Annotated in this window: 19 protein-coding genes; 14 read left to right on the top strand and 5 right to left on the bottom strand. The window is 69.0% G+C overall.

The genetic code is table 11. From position 1 onward, the window contains the following. Window positions 1-69: 69 nt before the first annotated feature. Window positions 70-570, bottom strand: a complete 501-nt coding sequence (locus ACXC9Q_RS39645) for a MarR family winged helix-turn-helix transcriptional regulator (RefSeq protein WP_457061989.1) — start codon at window positions 568-570, stop codon at window positions 70-72. Then, window positions 567-1,856, bottom strand: a complete 1,290-nt coding sequence (locus ACXC9Q_RS39640; RefSeq protein ID WP_457061992.1) for a nicotinate phosphoribosyltransferase — start codon at window positions 1,854-1,856, stop codon at window positions 567-569. Before ACXC9Q_RS39640 ends, ACXC9Q_RS39645 begins: the two co-directional genes overlap by 4 nt. A gap of 94 nt (window positions 1,857-1,950) precedes the next feature. Between ACXC9Q_RS39640 and clpS the strand changes: the two genes are divergently transcribed. Together clpS and ACXC9Q_RS39630 are read left to right on the top strand one after the other, a co-directional pair. After that, window positions 1,951-2,238 carry an ATP-dependent Clp protease adapter ClpS gene (gene clpS / locus ACXC9Q_RS39635; protein ID WP_328523368.1) on the top strand — a complete coding sequence of 96 codons (288 nt, stop codon included), beginning with the start codon at window positions 1,951-1,953 and terminating at the stop codon, window positions 2,236-2,238. Next, complete coding sequence (locus ACXC9Q_RS39630; protein WP_328523367.1) at window positions 2,235-2,786, top strand: DUF2017 domain-containing protein; 552 nt, start codon at window positions 2,235-2,237, stop codon at window positions 2,784-2,786. Before clpS ends, ACXC9Q_RS39630 begins: the two co-directional genes overlap by 4 nt. A 14-nt stretch (window positions 2,787-2,800) precedes the next feature. On the opposite strand, the gene ACXC9Q_RS39625 is transcribed toward ACXC9Q_RS39630, so the two are convergent. Beyond that, the gene (locus ACXC9Q_RS39625; protein WP_457061987.1) at window positions 2,801-3,367 is read right to left on the bottom strand and encodes a helix-turn-helix domain-containing protein; all 567 of its coding nucleotides are present in this window, start codon (window positions 3,365-3,367) and stop codon (window positions 2,801-2,803) included. A 104-nt stretch (window positions 3,368-3,471) separates the two neighbouring features. Here ACXC9Q_RS39625 and ACXC9Q_RS39620 point away from each other — a divergent pair, with 104 nt between their 5' ends. The 8 genes from ACXC9Q_RS39620 (at window position 3,472) to ACXC9Q_RS39585 (ending at window position 12,632) form a co-directional block, all read left to right on the top strand. Further along, complete coding sequence (locus ACXC9Q_RS39620) at window positions 3,472-4,488, top strand: TIGR03619 family F420-dependent LLM class oxidoreductase (protein WP_457061986.1); 1,017 nt, start codon at window positions 3,472-3,474, stop codon at window positions 4,486-4,488. A gap of 10 nt (window positions 4,489-4,498) precedes the next feature. Next, the gene (gene ileS / locus ACXC9Q_RS39615) at window positions 4,499-7,588 is read left to right on the top strand and encodes an isoleucine--tRNA ligase (RefSeq protein WP_457061985.1); all 3,090 of its coding nucleotides are present in this window, start codon (window positions 4,499-4,501) and stop codon (window positions 7,586-7,588) included. 233 nt (window positions 7,589-7,821) lie between these two features. Next, window positions 7,822-9,609: a DUF222 domain-containing protein gene (locus ACXC9Q_RS39610; protein WP_457061984.1), complete on the top strand. Its 1,788-nt coding sequence runs from the start codon at window positions 7,822-7,824 to the stop codon at window positions 9,607-9,609. A gap of 115 nt (window positions 9,610-9,724) precedes the next feature. Then, the gene (locus ACXC9Q_RS39605) at window positions 9,725-9,886 is read left to right on the top strand and encodes a hypothetical protein (protein ID WP_457061983.1); all 162 of its coding nucleotides are present in this window, start codon (window positions 9,725-9,727) and stop codon (window positions 9,884-9,886) included. Window positions 9,887-9,895: 9 nt separating this feature from the next. After that, window positions 9,896-10,873 (top strand): aldo/keto reductase, encoded by a 978-nt coding sequence (locus ACXC9Q_RS39600; RefSeq protein ID WP_457061982.1) that lies wholly within the window; start codon window positions 9,896-9,898, stop codon window positions 10,871-10,873. A 71-nt stretch (window positions 10,874-10,944) separates the two neighbouring features. Continuing rightward, window positions 10,945-11,400: a Mov34/MPN/PAD-1 family protein gene (locus tag ACXC9Q_RS39595; protein ID WP_457061981.1), complete on the top strand. Its 456-nt coding sequence runs from the start codon at window positions 10,945-10,947 to the stop codon at window positions 11,398-11,400. A 3-nt stretch (window positions 11,401-11,403) separates the two neighbouring features. Beyond that, a complete protein-coding gene (locus tag ACXC9Q_RS39590) occupies window positions 11,404-11,682 on the top strand; it encodes a MoaD/ThiS family protein (RefSeq protein WP_457061980.1) in 279 nt (92 codons plus the stop codon). Window positions 11,683-11,684: 2 nt separating this feature from the next. After that, complete coding sequence (locus tag ACXC9Q_RS39585) at window positions 11,685-12,632, top strand: PLP-dependent cysteine synthase family protein (protein WP_457061979.1); 948 nt, start codon at window positions 11,685-11,687, stop codon at window positions 12,630-12,632. 16 nt (window positions 12,633-12,648) lie between these two features. Here the strand turns inward: ACXC9Q_RS39585 and ACXC9Q_RS39580 are convergent, their stop codons facing one another. Then, complete coding sequence (locus ACXC9Q_RS39580; RefSeq protein WP_457061978.1) at window positions 12,649-13,008, bottom strand: hypothetical protein; 360 nt, start codon at window positions 13,006-13,008, stop codon at window positions 12,649-12,651. A 167-nt stretch (window positions 13,009-13,175) separates the two neighbouring features. Here ACXC9Q_RS39580 and murI point away from each other — a divergent pair, with 167 nt between their 5' ends. From murI to ACXC9Q_RS39560, 4 genes are all read left to right on the top strand, one after another. Beyond that, the gene (murI, locus tag ACXC9Q_RS39575) at window positions 13,176-13,979 is read left to right on the top strand and encodes a glutamate racemase (protein WP_457061977.1); all 804 of its coding nucleotides are present in this window, start codon (window positions 13,176-13,178) and stop codon (window positions 13,977-13,979) included. Window positions 13,980-14,147: 168 nt separating this feature from the next. Continuing rightward, complete coding sequence (locus ACXC9Q_RS39570; RefSeq protein WP_457061976.1) at window positions 14,148-14,894, top strand: MBL fold metallo-hydrolase; 747 nt, start codon at window positions 14,148-14,150, stop codon at window positions 14,892-14,894. Between the two features lie 143 nt (window positions 14,895-15,037). After that, window positions 15,038-16,555: a DHA2 family efflux MFS transporter permease subunit gene (locus ACXC9Q_RS39565; RefSeq protein WP_457061975.1), complete on the top strand. Its 1,518-nt coding sequence runs from the start codon at window positions 15,038-15,040 to the stop codon at window positions 16,553-16,555. Then, entirely contained in the window at window positions 16,552-17,178 is a 627-nt protein-coding gene (locus ACXC9Q_RS39560) for an acyl-CoA-like ligand-binding transcription factor (RefSeq protein ID WP_457061974.1), read from the top strand. Before ACXC9Q_RS39565 ends, ACXC9Q_RS39560 begins: the two co-directional genes overlap by 4 nt. On the opposite strand, the gene ACXC9Q_RS39555 is transcribed toward ACXC9Q_RS39560, so the two are convergent. Further along, the gene (locus ACXC9Q_RS39555) at window positions 17,159-17,746 is read right to left on the bottom strand and encodes a hypothetical protein (protein ID WP_457061973.1); all 588 of its coding nucleotides are present in this window, start codon (window positions 17,744-17,746) and stop codon (window positions 17,159-17,161) included. The two genes, ACXC9Q_RS39560 and ACXC9Q_RS39555, sit on opposite strands and share 20 nt — an antisense overlap. Between the last annotated feature and the right edge of the window lie 3 nt (window positions 17,747-17,749).

Raw genomic sequence — 17,749 nt, 5'->3', positions numbered from 1 at the left:
TTTCTTCCAACCCGCCCGCGGCATGCACCCAAACTACACGACTGTCATCTTAACTGAACGGTATTGGCGCTAGGGGCTGCCTTCGAGCGTGGTGGTGATGGTCCAGAGCAGGTTGCGGAGGAGGCGGCGGTCCTCGGGGGTCAGGTCGGCGAGGGCGCGGCGGCCGGCTCGGTCGTAGACCTCTTGGACTGTGTGGGCGAGCTCGACGCCACGGTCGGTGAGCTCGATACCCACCTGCCGGGCGTCGGTGCTGCTCTTCACCCGGCGGACGAGGCCTGCGGCCTCCATCCGCTGGGTGGTCTTGGTCGCGGTCGGGACCTCGACATCCAGCACCTTCGCCAGCTTCGCGACCGGGAGGGAGCCGTGGTGCAGGAGCTTGGCGAGCACGAGCTCCTGGCCGGTGTGCAGTCCGGTGCCGGCCAGCTCGGCGCCGACCGCCTTCCGGGCGGCGCGGTCGGCGAACCGCAGTGCGATCAGCACATCCGTCACCGAGGCCGGCGCCTCTGGCGGCCACTCCTCAGCACCGCCGACCCCGTCCGGCTCGGTGGTCGGGTCGAGCTCGGTGCTCACGTGTGGCTCCGGGCGAGGAACGGGTTGCGGGCGTCGTAGTCGCCGGTGTACTCGGTCGGGATGGCCGGCTCGCCGCGGCTGAGCTGGCTGGCGTAGCGGGGGAGCTCGTCGCGGACCTTCAGGTGATGCGCCTGCGACTCGGCCGGCGTCGTACGCCCGACGATCTTGCCGGCCTCGACCAGCGACTTGAGCAGGACGCGGTCGTCCCCGTCGTCGACCGGCTGCTCGCCGACGCCGATCAGCTCGACCTCCGCGACCCCGGTGGCCGAGCGACGCCGGAGCGCCCACTTGCGGCCGCCGATCGAGATCTTGTCCGGGCTCTTCTTTGCCACCGGGATCAGCGCCCCGCTCGCGTCCTCCCGGGCCACCAGCTTGTAGACGAACCCGCAGGTCGGGTACCCGCTCCCGGTCACCAGCGACGTGCCCACGCCGTACCCGTCTACCGCCGCGGGGGCGAGCGCGGCGATCTGGAACTCGTCCAGGTCGCTGGTCACGATGATCCGGGTCTTCGTGGCGCCGAGGGCGTCCAGTTGCTCGCGGACCTGCCCGGCCAGCGACGGCAGGTCGCCGGAGTCGAGCCGGACCGCGCCGAGCTCGGGACCGGTGATCTCGATCGCGGTCCGGACCGCCTCGGCCACGTCGTACGTGTCCACGAGCAACGTGGTGCCCTTGCCGAGGGCATCGACCTGGGACGTGAACGCGTCCCGCTCGGTGTCGTGCAGCAGCGTGAACGAGTGCGCCGCCGTACCGGCGCTCGGAATGCCGTACCGTCTGGCCGCCTCCAGGTTGGAGGTGGTGGCGAAGCCCGCGATGTACGCTGCCAGCGCCGCGGCGACCGCGGCCTCCTCGTGGGTCCGGCGCGAGCCCATCTCGATACACGGCCGGCCACCGGCCCACCAGGTCATCCGGGAGGCCGCCGAGGCGACCGCGGAGTCGTGGTTCAGAATGGACAGGAAGACGGTTTCCAGCAGCACGGCCTCGGCGAAACTCGACTCGACCACCAGCACCGGGGAGCCGGGGAAGAAGATCTCCCCGTCGGCGTATCCGGAGACGTCGCCGGTGAACCGGTAGTCCGCCAGCCAGTCGCGGGTAGCCTGGTCGACAACGCCGTGATCGGCCAGGAAAGCGATCGCCCGGTCGTCGAAACGGAACCGCTCGAGCACGTCGAGCAGCCGGTTCACGCCGGCCACCACGCCGTACCGGCGGCCGTCGGGCAGCCGGCGGGCGAACAGCTCGAAGACCGAGCGGCGCTGTGCCGTGCCGTCGGCCAGACTGGCCTGCAACATGGTGAGCTCGTAGTGGTCTGTCAGGAGCGCGGTCGAGTGCGTCACAAAGGCAGCCTATTGCGAACCACGAACCGATGATGGAGAGAATGGACCGGTGAGCACCGCACCAAGCGAACTCGAGAGCCCCGAGGTCGACGAGGCGATCGAGTTGAGCCCTCCGTGGGTGACGATCGTCTGGAACGACCCGGTCAACCTGATGGACTACGTGACGTTCGTGTTCCAGACCTACTTCGGCTACTCCAAGAAGAAGGCGGAGAAGCTCATGCTGCAGGTGCACCAGGAGGGCAAGTCGGCGGTCTCGAACGGCAACCGCGAGGCGATGGAACGCGACGTCGAGGCGATGCACACCTACGGCCTGTGGGCCACCTGCGAGAAGTCGTGACCCGGTTCCGCAAGCACCGCAAGACCGTCGTCGTCAGCTTCGCCGAGCACGAGGCGGACATCCTGGCGAACCTGCTCCGCAACCTGGTCGAACTCCTGTACGACGGGATGCCGCCGCGCGCCACCGAGTCGTCCGACCCGCTCGCCGCCCTGCTCGACAACGACGGACCCACCTCCCCGCCCGAGGACGTCGTCCTCCAGCGACTCCTGCCGGACGCCTACAAGGCCGACGACATGGCGTCGGCCGAGTTCCGCCGCTTCACCGAGCGCGGCCTGCGCGAAGGCAAGGTGACCGACGCGCGGCGGGTGCTGTCCGCCCTCGAGGAGTCCGGCGCCGACGAGATCGCCCTCGAACCCGACGAACAGCTCTCCTGGCTGCGCGCCCTGAACGACCTCCGCCTGGCCATCGGTACCCGGCTGGACATCAAGGAAGAGGACGACTACTCCACCTGGGAGAAGCTCCCCGACGAAGACCCCCGCCGCCTGACGTACGACCTCTACGACTGGCTCGGCTACCTCCAGTCCGCCCTCCTCCACAACATGCGCTGACGCACAAGGACAGGTCACGGCCTTTCGACCCGCGCGAGGATGATCGCGTAGCGGCACTCGGCATCGCTGGTGTTGGCGAAGACGCACGCGACGGGTCCTTCGACTTCGATCGAGTCGCCAGGGTTCAGTTCGTGCACCGCGTCGCCTTCGTGGAAGGTCAGCCGTCCGTCGAGCACCCAGACGGCCTCCCGTTGGAAGGCCAGAGATGCTGCCGGATACGGCACGCGGGCCCCGGGCGGCAGGTGGACCTCGGCGATGTCTGCGGGGAACTGCGGCCCGGTGATCTGGCGCCGGCGATATCCGGTGGCGGGATCGTGCCATTCCTTGGCGTCGGCCATCCGGTGCACCCCAGTGGCCTCGGCCGGGGTGAGGAGGGCGGAGACGGAGACCTGGAAGGCAGCGGCCAGCTTGCCGAGGACGACAGCGGTGGGGCTGCTCTCGGCGCGCTCGATCCGGTTGATCATCGCGCGGGACACACCGGAGGCGTCCGCGACCTGCGCCAGCGTCCATCGGCGCTGTTCCCGTTCACTGCGGATGCGGGCTGCGATCTGCACGGCCAGCGGATCTACTATATTGGACACGGTTCTAATATATAGGAACAGCGGTCCACCCGGCCCGCCTGCACGTCTCGTCGGGGCTGCGATCTCTGACAACCCGTTGATGACTTCACCTGTTTGGAGGACCCATGGAACTCGGTCTCGCGCTGCCCACCGCCGGGCCGCAGACCTCGCCGGAGACGATCGTCAAGGTCGCCAAGGAGGCCGAACGGCTCGGCTACACCGCCTTGTGGACGTTTGAGCGCCTGCTCCGCCCGCTCGACAAGGTCAGGCTGTGGACGGGGGGTGAACCCGAGATGTTGCCCGAGTTCTACGGCTCGACGTACGAGCCGCTGGAGACGCTGAGCTATGTCGCCGCCGTGACCGAGCGGGTCAAGCTCGGCACCGCGGTCCTGGTGGCGCCGCTGCACGTGCCCGTGATGCTCGCCCGCCGGCTGGCCACCCTGGACCGGTTCAGCGGCGGCCGGGTCATCGCCGGTCTGGGACAGGGCTGGCAGCACAACGAGTTCGAGACGGCGAACGTGTCGAGCAGCCGCAAGGGCGCCCGCACGGAGGAATTCATCAGCGCGATGCGGGCCGCGTGGGCCCCGGACCCGGTCCGGCACGAAGGCGAGTTCTACCGGATCGCGCCGTCGCAGGTGAACCCCAAGCCGGTCCAGGCCCGCATTCCGGTGCTGCTGGCCACGAATTCGCCGGCCGCCATCAAACGCGCCGGCCGGATCGCCGACGGCCTGATCCCGATCACCTCCTCGGCGCAGGAACTGCGCGGCATCGTGTTCGCGTTCCATGACGCCGCCCGGGAGGCGGGCCGCGACCCCGCGGACCTCATGGTGGTCAACCAGGTGCCCTGGCCGACCCCGGTCACCCGTGAGCCGCTCGGGGACGGCCGGCCCTTCCTCGGCGGATCGCCCCGGCAGATCGCCGAGGACCTCATGGCCGCCCGCGAGACTGGCGCGACCCAGGTGTACCTGGCCGGCGGCCAGGGCCTCGGACTCGACGTGGGCCTGCGGGCCGCCGACGTGGACCAATGGCTCGAGTTGCTCGGTGAGGTGATCGAGGCGGCCTGCCGCCTCGGCGTCCTCACGCCGTCAGGATTCGTGGCAATCGGGCCGCGAAGTACTCCCGTTGGCAGCTCCGCTGCATAACATGCGCTGAGTGAGCTATCCGAAGGTTGGCAGTGAGCTGACGTCGAGTCCGGACTTTCCGGCGGTTGAGCGCGGCGTTCTGGGGTACTGGGGCGCGGATGGGACGTTCCGGGCTTCAGTGGAGCAGCGGGCGGCGGGGGAGGACGGGGCGAACGAGTTCGTCTTCTACGACGGGCCGCCGTTCGCGAACGGGTTGCCGCATTACGGGCATCTGCTCACCGGGTATGTGAAGGACGTCGTACCGCGGTATCAGACGATGCGTGGGCGGCGGGTGGAGCGGCGGTTCGGGTGGGACACGCACGGGCTGCCGGCCGAGCTGGAAGCCCAGCGGGTGCTCGGGCTGAAGACGAAGGCCGAGATCCTGGCGCTGGGGATCGAGAAGTTCAACGAGGCCTGCCGGGCGTCCGTGCTGAAGTACACCGACGAGTGGCGCAGCTACGTCACCCGGCAGGCGCGCTGGGTCGACTTCGACCACGACTACAAGACGCTTGATCCCGGCTACATGGAATCGGTGATCTGGGCGTTCAAGACGCTCTACGACAAGGGCTTGGTGTACGAGGGCCTGCGCGTCCTGCCGTACTGCTGGAACGACGAGACCCCGCTGTCCAACCACGAACTGCGGATGGACGACGACGTCTACCAGCCCCGTCAGGACCCGTCCGTGACGGTGGCGGTCCAGCTGGAGACGGGCGAGCGGCTGCTGGCCTGGACGACGACACCGTGGACCCTGCCGAGCAACCTGGCGATGGCCGTCGGTCCGGATGTCGACTATGCGATTGTCGACGATCCTGCGGGGCCGACCATCCTCGCCGAGGCGCGGCTCGAGGCATACGGCTACACCGAGGTACTGCGGCGGTTCAAAGGCTCGGAGCTCATCGGTCGCCGCTACACCCCGTTGTTCCCGTTCTTCGCGGACGCCGAGGTGTGGGGGACGGGCGAGGCGTTCCAGGTGATCGCGGCCGAGCACGTCACCACGGATGAAGGTACGGGCGTCGTCCACATGGCCCCGGCGTACGGCGAGGAGGACCAGATCGCGTGTGACGCCGTCGGGATCCCCACCCTGCTGACCGTGGACGACGGAGCCCGGTTCACCCCCGTGGTTCCGCCGTACCAGGGCCTGCATGTGTTCGAGGCGAACCGCCCGATCATCCGGGACCTGCACGCGGCCGGGTCATTGGTGCGCGAGGACAGCTACGTGCACAGCTATCCGCACTGCTGGCGGTGCCGGAATCCGCTGATCTACAAGGCGGTGTCGAGCTGGTTCGTCGAGGTGACCCGGATCCGGGACCGGATGGTCGAGCTGAACGAGCAGATCACCTGGGTCCCCGAGCACGTGAAGCACGGGCAGTTCGGCAAGTGGCTGTCGAACGCGCGGGACTGGTCGATCAGCCGGAACCGCTTCTGGGGCAGCCCGATCCCGGTCTGGCGATCGGACGACCCGGCGTATCCACGCATCGACGTCTACGGCTCGGTCGAGGAGCTCGAGCACGACTTCGGCGTCGCCGTACCGGATCTGCATCGCCCGTACGTCGACCAGCTGACGCGACCGAATCCCGACGACCCGACCGGGCGGTCCACGATGCGCCGGGTGCCCGACGTACTGGACGTGTGGTTCGATTCGGGATCGATGAGTTTCGCGCAGGTGCACTACCCCTTCGAGAACACGAACTGGTTCGAGCACCACTTCCCGGGCGACTTCATCGTCGAGTACATCGGTCAGACGCGAGGGTGGTTCTACACCCTGCATGTGTTGTCGACGGCGCTGTTCGACCGGCCGGCGTTCACGTCATGCCTGAGTCATGGGATCGTGCTCGGCAGCGACGGGCAGAAGATGAGCAAGTCGCTGCGGAACTACCCGGACGTGTCCGAGGTGTTCGACCGCGACGGCGCGGACGCGATGCGCTGGTTCCTGATGTCGAGCCCGATCCTGCGCGGCGGCAACCTGGTCGTCACCGAGCAGGCCATCCGCGAGGGCGTCCGCCAGGTGATGATCCCGCTGTGGAACGCGTGGTACTTCTTCGCGCTGTACACGAACGCCGCCGGCCGCGACGCGCGCCGGTCCACGGAATCCCCGGACGAGCTGGACCGCTACCTGCTCGCGCGGTTGAGGATCTTCGTGACCGAGGTCCGCGACGATCTCGATCGCTACGACATCGCGTCGGCCTGTGACGCGGTCGCGGCGTACGTCGAGATCCTGACGAACTGGTACATCCGGCGCTCGCGGGACCGCTTCTGGGCGGGCTCGGCCGAGGCGATCGACACGCTGTACACGACCCTGGAGATCCTCTGCCGGACCGTGGCGCCGCTGCTCCCGCTGGTCAGCGAGGAGGTGTGGCGCGGCCTGACCGGTGAGCGGTCGGTGCACTTGTCCGATTGGCCTGTTGTCGACAATCTGCCGGACGACCCCGAGCTGGTCGAGCGGATGGAGCGCGCCCGGGAGGTGTGCTCGGTCGCGTCCGCGATCCGCAAGGCCGAGGGGATCCGGGCCCGCCAGCCACTGCATCGGCTCACGGTCGCGGTTGCCGATCCGGACGCACTGCGGCCGCTGGGGCCGGTCATCGCCGCGGAGGTCAACGTCCGCGAGGTCGTGCTGACATCGGCGGACGCGGTGGATGCGCCGGTGTCGCAGCGGCTGACCGTCAACGCGCGGGCGGCGGGACCGCGGCTCGGGCGCGATGTGCAGTCGGTGATCAAGGCATCGAAGAGTGGCGACTGGTCGGTGTCGGCCGCCGGCGCGGTTGTTGCTGGGGGCATCGAGTTGCTGGACGGGGAGTACAGCCTGGAGACCACGCTGGCCGAGGGCGGCTCCGCCAGTGGGCTGCTGGCGGACGGCGGGTTCGTCGTACTGGACACGACGGTCACGCCGGAGCTGGAGGCGGAGGGGACCGCGCGCGACGTGATCCGGTCGGTCCAGCAGGCCCGCCGGGACGCGGGTCTGGAAGTGACCGATCGGATGAGGCTGTCGCTCGCCGCACCACCCGCGGTGGTGGCCGCTGTCGAGGCGCATCGCGAACTGATCGCCGTCGAGACGCTGGCCGTCGAGGTTGCGTTCACTGTCGCCTCGGGAACCGACCTCGTGGTGAGCGTGGAGAAGGCCTGAGCCGCGATGCAGGCGTTGATATCGGCCTGGTCGATTTTGAATCAATCGAACAGGTGTTCTAATATGAGCGCATGAGAGAGGTGTCAGTCATTCCGCCGGGCGGCGACCACAAGGTCACCGCCGTGCCGGCCGTGTGCGGCCGTACAGACGCGCCCAGCCGCGCAGCGACCGGTCTTCTCTCCGGGCCAGACAATGCCCCCGCCTGGCTGGTCTCGCCGCCCGAGGATTTCCCGATGCCGGTCGACGCTTACATCCCCCAGGATCTACCGACGCCGGCCGACGCTTACATCCCCGAGGATCCTGACGATCCAGAGGGCCCGAGGCTTATCAGTGAGCAGGACCAGTTGGATGCCGAGCTGGATGCGGTGCTGGGCCGGAGTCGGTTCTCGCGTGTGGATGCCCTGGAGTGGGAGTTGTGGGACGGGGTCGATCAGGACGAGGCGGAGCGCGAGTTGTTGCGCCGCGAGGCCCCGGCGTGGGTGTTCCTGCCGCCCGGCGGTCAGTTGGCGACCGAGTTGGAGGGGACCCGGCCGCAGGCGATGTCGCCGATGGCGTTGATCGAGTTGATGAAGGCTGCCAGCAAGCTGTCCGGCTGGGCCGAGTCGATCAAGGCTGCCGCAATGGCTTCGCTCTACCGTCAGCGCCAGGCCGAGCATCGCGAGTCGCCGCGCCCCACTCAGCTGGATTCGAAGGGTCGTCCGATCGCCCCGGAACGTTCCTGGTACGGCGAGATGGCGCTGGCGCTCGGCCTGTCTCCGGACACAGTCGGTCGCCGCGTCGACACCGCACTACGACTTACCTCCACCCTGTCGGCCACGCACACCGCGCTGAGGTGTGGCGCACTGACCTGGGGCAAGGCGTTGGCCATCTCCGAGGCGACGCGCGGCCTGTCCGTCGACGCAGCCCAAGCGGTCGAGGCGCACGTGCTGAAGCGCGCCAGTTCGCAGACCCATAAGAACTTGCTCGAGTCCCTGCGCCGGCAGGTCGCCAAACACACCACCCGCGAGGCCGCCACCAGACATCGCGCCGCAGTCACCGATCGCACCTGCAAGATCGTCCCGCTGGCCGAGGGCATGGCAGGACTGTGGATCGTCCACACCGCCGACAAGATCCAGCAGATGTGGGTCGCCATCCAAGCCATCGCCAAGCTCGCCAAAAGAGAAGGCGTCACCTCAAGCGAACCGGCCCTCACCCCCGTCACGGCCACCACCCCAACCGCTGCCGCTACCCCCGTCACGGCGGCCGCTACGAGATCAGCCGTTGACACCGCGGACACAAGACCAACGTCGGACGCGCCGACTGACGCCCAGAGCGCGGCTCTGGTCAAGGATGACCGGACCGCCGAACAGCGCCGCGCCGACGTCACCGCAGACCTGTTCGAACACATCCTGCGCAACGGACTCGACTGGCTCGGCCGCAGACTCCCCGACCAGCATCGACGGCGACCCCACATCGAAGTCGTCGTTCCCGCCTCCACCCTGCTCGGCCTGGACGAGGACCCTGCCGAGCTCACCGGCTACGGCCCCATCCCCGCCGAGATGGCTCGCCGTATCGCCCACGACGGCACCTGGCGGCGGCTGTTGACCGACCCGGTGAACGGCGCCGTCCTGGAAGCGTCCACCACCCGCCACGACCCCGGCGCCCTGGTGAGCGAGACCTTGCTCGCCCGGTACCCGGTCTGTGCCTGGCCCGGCTGCAACCGGACCTCCCGGGACTGCGATCGAGACCACACCACCCCGTTCGCCCGAACCGGGACCACCAGCCTGACCGGCCTGGCGCCGTACTGCGAATATCACCACGTCATCAAAGACACCGCCGCCTGGGGCTGGAGCACGATCAGTCATCCCGACGGCTCCATCACGTTGACCACCCCCACCGGTCATCGCTACACGACCGTTCCATCCGCCTGCGGTCCGATCACCCAACCCCGCGCGCCGAACCCCGAACACCCAAGCCGTGATCACTCGAGCCCCGACGCCGATGCGCGGGTTCCCACGACCGGCGATCCGCCACCGTTCTAGGTCCGGCGGGTCCGGTTCGATCACGACGAGGCGGAGTCCGGACTGTTCGAGGGCTCGGCCGACGATCCGATCGGGGCAGGCCCGTCGGGACGATGGGCTGGAGGTCACCGACCGGATGAGGCTGTCTCTCGCCGCACCGTTCGCCGCACCGTTCGCCGCACCGCTCGCGGTGGTCGCCGCTGTCGAGGCGCATTGCGAGCTGATCATGGCGGAGACGCCGGCAGTCGAGCGGCAGGTTGTGGAGGGTCCCGAACGGCGGATCGACATCACTGCCTAGGGTGGGCTCATGGAGACGCGGACGTTGGGCAGGACCGGTCGGGATGTGGGTGTCGTCGGGCTCGGCGCGTGGCAGCTCGGCGGCGACTGGGGCGACGTCGACGAGAGCGACGCGCTTGCCGTACTGCGGTCCGCGGTCGAGGGCGGGGTCACGTTCATCGACACCGCGGACGTGTACGGCGACGGCCGCAGCGAGCGCCTGGTCGGTCAGGTGCTGAAGGAGTACGACAGCCTCACCGTGGCCACCAAGATGGGCCGCCGGGTCGAGCAGGTGCCGTCCAACTACACCCTGGACAACTTCCGGGCGTGGAACGACCGCTCCCGCGCCAACCTCGGCGTGGACACCATCGACCTCGTCCAACTGCACTGCCCGCCGACCCCGGTCTACTCGACCGACGCGGTCTTCGACGCGCTCGACACCTTGGTCGACGAGGGCCGGATCGCGTCGTACGGCGTGAGCGTCGAGACCTGCGCCGAGGCGCTCACCGCGATCGCCCGGCCGAACGTCGCGTCCGTCCAGATCATCTTGAACGCCTTCCGCCTGAAGCCCCTCGACGAAGTGCTCCCAGCCGCCCAAAAGGCTGGCGTCGGCATCATCGCCCGCGTCCCGCTCGCCAGCGGTCTGCTCTCCGGCAAGTACGACGAGAGCACCGTCTTCGGAGCCGACGACCACCGCACCTACAACCGCCACGGCGAGGCCTTCGACGTCGGCGAGACCTTCTCCGGCGTCGACTTCGCCACCGGCCTCGAGGCCGTCCGCCGCCTGCTCCCCGCCGTCCCCACCGGCGCCACGATGCCCCAGTTCGCCCTCCGCTGGATCCTCGACCAGCCCGGCGTCACCGTCGTCATCCCCGGCGCCCGCAACCCCTCCCAGGTGGCCGGCAACGTCGCCGCCGCGGCCCTGCCCCCGCTCACACCCGACCAGTTGGCCGCCGTCCAGCAGACGTACGACGACCTGATCCGCCCCCAGATCCACGACCGCTGGTAGCTCTCTGTCCGCATCCTGGACCGACTCCCGGGTTGGCGGGACCGCTCCGATGGCCGCCGTACCGTGGTCTCGTGCTGATCATCGAGAGGGCGACGTACGACGCGATCGTCGAGCACGCCCGTAAGGACCACCCGGACGAGGCGTGCGGAGTGGTCGCGGGACCGGCCGGTTCCGACCGGGCGGTGCGGTTCGTGCCGATGCTCAACGCGGCGATGTCGCCCACGTTCTACGAGTTCGACTCCGGTGATCTGCTCCGGCTCTACAAGGAGATGGACGAGCGCGACGAAGAGCCGGTGGTGATCTACCACTCGCACACCGCCACCGAGGCGTACCCGTCGCGCACCGACATCAACCTCGCCCAGGAGCCCGGCGCCCACTACGTGCTGGTGTCGACCCGGGACGGCGCGGACTCCCCGGCGTACGACGGACCGGTCGAGTTCCGCTCGTACCGGATCCTCGACGGCGAGGTCGTGGAAGAAGAAGTGCGCGTGGTTGGTTCATATGAAGAGACTGAAGGAGAGAACTGAGATATGGCGATCGAGCTGCGCGTACCGACGATTCTGCGCACCTATACCAGTGGTGAGAAGGCGGTCAGCGGCGACGGCGCGACCCTGGCCGAGTTCATCGACGACGTGAACGGCGCCTACCCGGGCCTGAAGGAGCGCATCGTCGAGGGCGAGCCGGAGGAACTGCGCCGGTTCGTGAACGTGTACGTGAACGACGAGGACGTCCGGTTCACCGGCGGCCTGAAGACCGGCGTGAAGGACGGCGACGTCGTCGTCGTGCTGCCCGCGGTGGCCGGCGGCTGATCATGCGCTTCGACAGCCTGCTCGATTCGGTCGGAGGTACGCCGCTGGTCGGGCTGCCCAAGCTGTCGCCCTCGGCCGACGTCCGGCTCTGGGCCAAGCTCGAGGACCACAACCCGACGGGCTCGATCAAGGACCGGGCCGCGCTGCGGATGCTGGTCGACGCGGAGAAGGACGGCCGGCTGCGGCCCGGGAACACGATTCTCGAACCGACGTCGGGCAACACCGGCATCTCGCTGGCGATGGCGGCCAAGCTGCGCGGGTACCGGATGGTCTGCGTGATGCCGGAGAACACCTCCGAGGAACGCCGCCAGATCCTGCGGATGTGGGGAGCCGAGATCATCTCCTCCCCGGCCGCCGGCGGCTCGAACGAGGCGGTCCGGGTGGCCAAGCAGGTCGCGGAGGAGCACCCCGACTGGGTGATGCTCTACCAGTACGGCAACCCGTCGAACGCGGCGGCGCACTACGACGGCACCGCCCGCGAGATCCTCGCCGACCTGCCGTCCGTCACCCACTTCGTCGCCGGCCTCGGCACTACCGGCACGCTGATGGGCGCCGGCCGGTTCTTCCGCGAGCACAAGCCCGACGTACGCATCGTCGCCGCCGAGCCCCGGTACGGCGAACTCGTCTACGGACTGCGCAACCTCGACGAGGGCTTCGTCCCGGAGTTGTACGACGAGACGCTCATCGACGCGCGGTTCTCGGTCGGCCCCCGCGACGCCGTCCGCCGGGTCCGCGAACTCCTCGACAACGAGGGCATCTTCGCCGGCATCTCGAGCGGCGCGATCCTGCACGCCGCGCTCGGCCAAGCGGCCAAGTGCGTCCGCGAAGGTCAGACCGCGGACATCGCCTTCGTGGTCGCCGACGGCGGCTGGAAGTACCTGTCCACCGGCGCGTACGAAGGCACCATCGACGAGGCCGAGGACCGCCTCGAAGGCCAGCTCTGGGCCTGATAGTTGCTTATGGCTCCTATGGTTCCTTGAAGAGGACCTTGCGTCCTAGCCGGGGGTGCACGCCGCGGCCCTTGCAACTGCTGCAGGGGCGTTGGGCGTAGCTGAAGACCGCGCCGCGGTGACGGCCGGCGCCCTTGCACCGGTTGCACTTCGCGTTCGGGTGCAGGGACAGCGAGAGGACGTACAGGGCGAACGCCGCCACGGCGACCACCAGCATCATCCCGGTCGGCCCGAGGGCCGTGACGATGTCCGCGAACGTGCTGTTGCTTTCCGCAGCCTGGTTCGCGGTCTGACCGGCGGCCGTGACGTGATCGGGTTGCGGATTCGGTGCGGCGGCGGTGCTCAGCACCACCGCGATGTGGTGCGCCAGACTCATGGCATCACGAGGGGCGGTCGAACAAACATCGCTCCAGAGTGGCGCGCATCACGCGAAAAGGCAATTCCGCGGAGTAAAGATGTGGATAAGTCCGGCGTGTCGGATCGCCTTGTTAGGTAAGGCTGACTTGAGAACTGCCCGCGAGCGGACCTGTATAAGCTTCCCCTGTGGCAGACGCACCGGTGGGGATCTTCGACTCAGGCTTCGGCGGTCTCACCGTCGCCCGCGCGGTGCTCGACCAGTTGCCGCACGAACCGATCCTCTACCTCGGCGACACCGCCCGCCAGCCGTACGGACCCAAGCCCATCGCCGAGGTCCGCGAGTACGCGCTCGAGTGCCTCGACCACCTGGTCGACGCCGGCGTGAAGATGCTCGTCATCGCCTGCAACTCGGCCAGCGCCGCGATGCTCCGCGACGCCCGTGAGCGGTACGACGTACCCGTCGTGGAAGTGATCCTCCCGGCCGCCCGCCGCGCCGTCGCCGCGACCCGCAACCAGCGCGTCGGCGTGATCTGCACCCGGGCGACCGCGCAGTCGCTCGCCTACGAGGACGGGTTCGCCGCCGCGCCGCAGGTCGAGCTGTTCACCCGGGCCTGCCCGAAGTTCGTCGACTTCGTCGAGTCGGGCGTGACGTCCGGACCGGAGCTGCTCAAGGCGGCCCACGAGTACCTCGACCCGTTGGTCGAGGCCGGCGTGGACACACTCATCCTCGGCTGTACGCACTACCCGCTCCTGACCGGCGTGATCTCGTACGTCATGGGCGACAACGTCACCCTGGTCAGCAGCGCCGAGGAGTGCGCCAAGGACGTGTACGGCGTCCTGACCAAGACCGGGCTGCTCCGCCCGGACCACCTGCCCGAGCCGCGGCACCGCTTCGTCACCACCGGCAGCCCGGACGAGTTCGCCGCGATCGGCTCCCGCTTCCTCGGCCCGGTCCTCGCCGATGTCGACCAGTTCGCCTGGGTCCGGTAGGCGCAGCGCGCCCGGACGACTCGCCGTCGCGGATGTGACGGGGGTCGCACCGGATGTTGTCCACGGCACCGGATCCGGCGGTGCCCGGCGCGGAATCGCTGCCTGGCCGTCGGATCGACGCCACCGGCTGGTCTGCGAAGGCGGCAACCCGCCGGTAATGTTCCAGGTATGAAGCTCACCGTGATCGGTTGCTCCGGGTCCGTCCCCGGGCCTGACTCGGCTGCCTCGAGCTACCTGGTCACCGCCGAGGGTTTCCACCTGATCCTCGACCTCGGCAGTGGCTCGCTCGGCTCGCTCCAGCGGCATGTCGCCGTTCCGGAGATCGGCGCGGTCGGCCTGTCTCACTTGCATCCTGACCACTGCATGGACCTGTGCGGTCTGTACGTCGCGGCCAAGTACGCGCCGGGCGCGCCGATCCCGCGGATCCCGGTCTTCGGCCCACCCGGTACGGCGGGCCGGATGGCGCTGGCCTACGACCTGCCGACCGAGCCGGGGATGGAGGAGGAGCTGGAATTCCATGCCTGGCAGGATGTTCAGGCCATCGGCCCCTTCACCGTCCGGACCGCGCCGATGGTGCACCCGGTCCCGGCGTACGCGATCCGGGTTGAGCATGGCAACAAATCGCTCGTCTACACGGGCGACACCGGCCCGAACGAGGCGCTTGTCGACCTCGCCCGCGGCGCCGACCTGCTGCTGTCCGAGGCCGCCTTGCCGGACAACGATCCGCGCAACCCGACCAACCTGCATCTGACCCCCGCGGACGCCGGCGAGCAGGCCAAGAAGGCCGGCGTCAGCCGGCTCGTCATCACCCACGTCCCACCGTGGTACGACCGGGCCACCCAAGCAGAGCACGCCCGGCGCACCTACCCAGGCCCCGTCGAGATCGCCACCCCGCATGCCGTTTTCGACATCTGACGGCGTTCGGTTGTGGACCGCAGCCACTGGTACGACGACCTCCGACCTGGTCCGGGAGGTGTTGCGGGCGACGGTGCGGTAGACAAACCTTGATTCTGAGATCTACTCTCAATTTAGAGTTGATCTCAGAAAGGTGTTTCGTCATGACCGCAGTCACGCTCGATCCGCGCCGTTGGTGGGCGCTGGGTGCGATGTCGGTCAGCCTGCTCGTCGTCGGGCTGGATCTGACCGTGCTGAACGTCGCGCTGCCGACGCTGGCGACCGAGCTCCAAGCGTCGACCAGCCAGTTGCAGTGGTTCGCGAACGCCTACACCCTCGTACTCGCGGCGCTCCTGCTGCCGGCCGGGCTGCTCGGCGACCGGTTCGGGCAGAAGTGGTTGCTGCTCGGGGCGCTGGTGGTGTTCGGAGGCGCGTCGGCGGCCTGTGCGTTCGCGTCGTCGCCGGGACAGCTGATCGCGTTCCGTGCTCTGCTCGGTGTCGGGGCGGCGTTCCTGATCCCGCTCTCGATGTCGCTGCTGAACGTGCTGTTCGCGCCGGGGGAGCGCGCCCGCGCGATGACGATCTGGGTGATGGCGAACTCGCTCGGCATTCCGCTCGGACCGGTGCTCGGCGGCTGGTTGCTGGACAACTACCGGTGGGGATCGGTGTTCCTGATCAATGTGCCGCTCGTCGCTGTCGGCCTGGTGGCGGTCGCTTTGCTGATCCCGGCGACGCGCGGTCACCGGACCGGACGGATCGACGTACCGGGGATCCTGCTGTCCGCGGCGGGGCTGGTGTCGGTGACGTACGGATTCGTCGCGGCAGGCGAGCGTGGCTGGGGTGATGCCGTGACGCTCGGGTGCATCGCGGGTGGTGCGATCCTGCTGGCGGTGTTCGTCGCCTGGCAGAGGCGGACGCGGGATCCGTTGGTGGATCTCGGGTTGTTCGCGTCGCGCCCGTTCCTGTGGGGCACAGTGCTCGCGACCCTCGCGTCGTTCGCGTTGATGGGGCTGCTGTTCGTGCTGCCGCAGCTCTTCCAGGCCGTGCAGGCTGCTGATGCGCTGCACACCGGATTGCGGCTGCTGCCGATCATCGGTGGGCTGCTGGTCGGAGCCAAGGTGGCCGAGCGGCTCAACGCGAAGGCGGGGCCGCGGGTGACAGTTGCGGCCGGATTCGTGCTGATGCTGGCCGGTCTGGCGCTGGGCACGTTCACCGGTGTCGGCACCGGCTATGGCTACACGGCGATCTGGGTGAGCCTGGTCGGGTTGAGCATCGGGTTCACCTTGCCGCCAGTGATGGACCTGGCGCTCGGGGCCCTGACCGTGGAGCGGAGTGGATCCGGTTCAGGGCTGATCCAGGCCCTGCGTCAGGTCGGCGGCACGATCGGTGTCGCGATCCTCGGTACCGTCCTCAACTCGGCGTACCGGGACCGGCTCGACGTGACCGGGCTTCCGCCCGCTGTCGCGGGCGCGGCTCGCGACAGCGCCTCCGGTGCGGTCGCGATCGGTTCGCCAGGTCTTGTGCATTCGGCCCGCGAGGCCTTCGTGCACGGGATGAACGCCACCCTGTGGGCGTGCTGCGCGGTCGCCGCCCTCGGGCTGGTCCTCACGGTGGCCTTCCTGCCACGCCGTACCGGGATTGCGGCGCCGGAGCCGGCGGAAGTTGCCACAATCGGGGTATGACGATGGAAAAGCCGCCTGGGCTGCGCGAGCGCAAGAAGGCCAAGACCCGGGCGGCCATCCAGGAGCACGCGCTCCGGCTGTTCCGCGACCAGGGGTACGCCGAGACGACCGTGCAGGAGATCGCGGCCGCGGCGGAGGTGTCGCCGGCGACGTTCTTCCGGTACTTCGCGACCAAGGAGGACACGATCGTCCTCGACCGGCTCGATCCGCTGATGATCGAGCTGTTCCGCGCGCAGCCGCCCGGCCTCGGCCCGACCGAGGCACTCCGCGCGACGATCCGGCAGAGCATGGACACCCTCACCGACGACGAGTGGGACCTGGAGTCCGAACGCCAGCGCCTGATCATGAACGCCCCCGAACTCCGCGTCCGCATGCTCGACCAGCTCTACGCCGGCATCGACCTCCTGGCCGCCCTCGCCGCCGAACGCACCGGCCGTTCCCCCGACGACTTCGCCGTCCGAGCCTGGGCCGGCGCCGTCGTCGGCGTCGTCATGGCCACCTACGAACTAGCCGCCGAGTCCCCCCTCCCCGACTACCTCGCCACCATCGACAAAGCCTTCGCCCACCTGGCCGCCGGCCTCCCGTTCGGGGACCAGCTGACCGTCAGGCGGTCAGGGTCTTGAGGTAGGCGGTTCCGCGGGGGGTTAGTTCGTAGCCGGTTTCGAGGCTGTAGGTGAGGCCTAGGTTCTTGAGTTTGCGGACGTCGAGTTTGAAGGGGGCCGTTTCGCGGTTGAGGGAGGCGGCGAGGTCGGCGGCGCGGGTGGCGGGCTTGGACTGGATCAGGCGGAGGGTCTCGGTGGTCCAGGGACCCTGGTGGCCTTCGTCGAAGCGGGTCAGGCGGGCGGTCAGCTCCGCGAGGTCGTCGGCGGAGAGGTCGGCCTGGGCGGCCAGCTCCTCGCGCGGGTCCGGGCCCTCGACCAGGTGGAACCTGATCAGGAAGGTCGGATGCGAGTCCTCGCCGCGGAGGCGGCGGCGGACGTCCTTGGCGTTGCGGCGGTCCGCGGCCTCGACCTCGGCGTCGGTGTCGGCGATCAGGTCCGGGTTCACCTGGCGCACGCTGTCGATCTCGATCCGGCCGGCGTTGGTGCGGTAGATCCGCCCCTCGACCACGCGGGCCTCGGCCCACCGCCGGTACGCGACGGTGATCTTCCCATTCGCGACCCCGTCGCGATCCGATCCGGCGAACAACATCGG

The organism is Kribbella sp. CWNU-51 (assembly GCF_054073265.1).
Note: the sequence above shows the minus strand (reverse complement) of the source record. Positions and strands in the feature narration are given on the sequence as shown.

Coding starts and splice junctions, on each gene's coding strand:
- ACXC9Q_RS39640 (WP_457061992.1), bottom strand. CDS start 1,856: ATGTTGCAGGCCAGTCTGGCCGACGGCACGGCACAGCGCCGCTCGGTC.
- ACXC9Q_RS39620 (WP_457061986.1), top strand. CDS start 3,472: ATGGAACTCGGTCTCGCGCTGCCCACCGCCGGGCCGCAGACCTCGCCG.
- ACXC9Q_RS39610 (WP_457061984.1), top strand. CDS start 7,822: ATGCCGGTCGACGCTTACATCCCCCAGGATCTACCGACGCCGGCCGAC.
- ACXC9Q_RS39605 (WP_457061983.1), top strand. CDS start 9,725: ATGAGGCTGTCTCTCGCCGCACCGTTCGCCGCACCGTTCGCCGCACCG.
- ACXC9Q_RS39600 (WP_457061982.1), top strand. CDS start 9,896: ATGGAGACGCGGACGTTGGGCAGGACCGGTCGGGATGTGGGTGTCGTC.
- ACXC9Q_RS39590 (WP_457061980.1), top strand. CDS start 11,404: ATGGCGATCGAGCTGCGCGTACCGACGATTCTGCGCACCTATACCAGT.
- ACXC9Q_RS39585 (WP_457061979.1), top strand. CDS start 11,685: ATGCGCTTCGACAGCCTGCTCGATTCGGTCGGAGGTACGCCGCTGGTC.
- ACXC9Q_RS39580 (WP_457061978.1), bottom strand. CDS start 13,008: ATGAGTCTGGCGCACCACATCGCGGTGGTGCTGAGCACCGCCGCCGCA.
- ACXC9Q_RS39570 (WP_457061976.1), top strand. CDS start 14,148: ATGAAGCTCACCGTGATCGGTTGCTCCGGGTCCGTCCCCGGGCCTGAC.
- ACXC9Q_RS39565 (WP_457061975.1), top strand. CDS start 15,038: ATGACCGCAGTCACGCTCGATCCGCGCCGTTGGTGGGCGCTGGGTGCG.
- ACXC9Q_RS39560 (WP_457061974.1), top strand. CDS start 16,552: ATGACGATGGAAAAGCCGCCTGGGCTGCGCGAGCGCAAGAAGGCCAAG.
- ACXC9Q_RS39555 (WP_457061973.1), bottom strand. CDS start 17,746: ATGTTGTTCGCCGGATCGGATCGCGACGGGGTCGCGAATGGGAAGATC.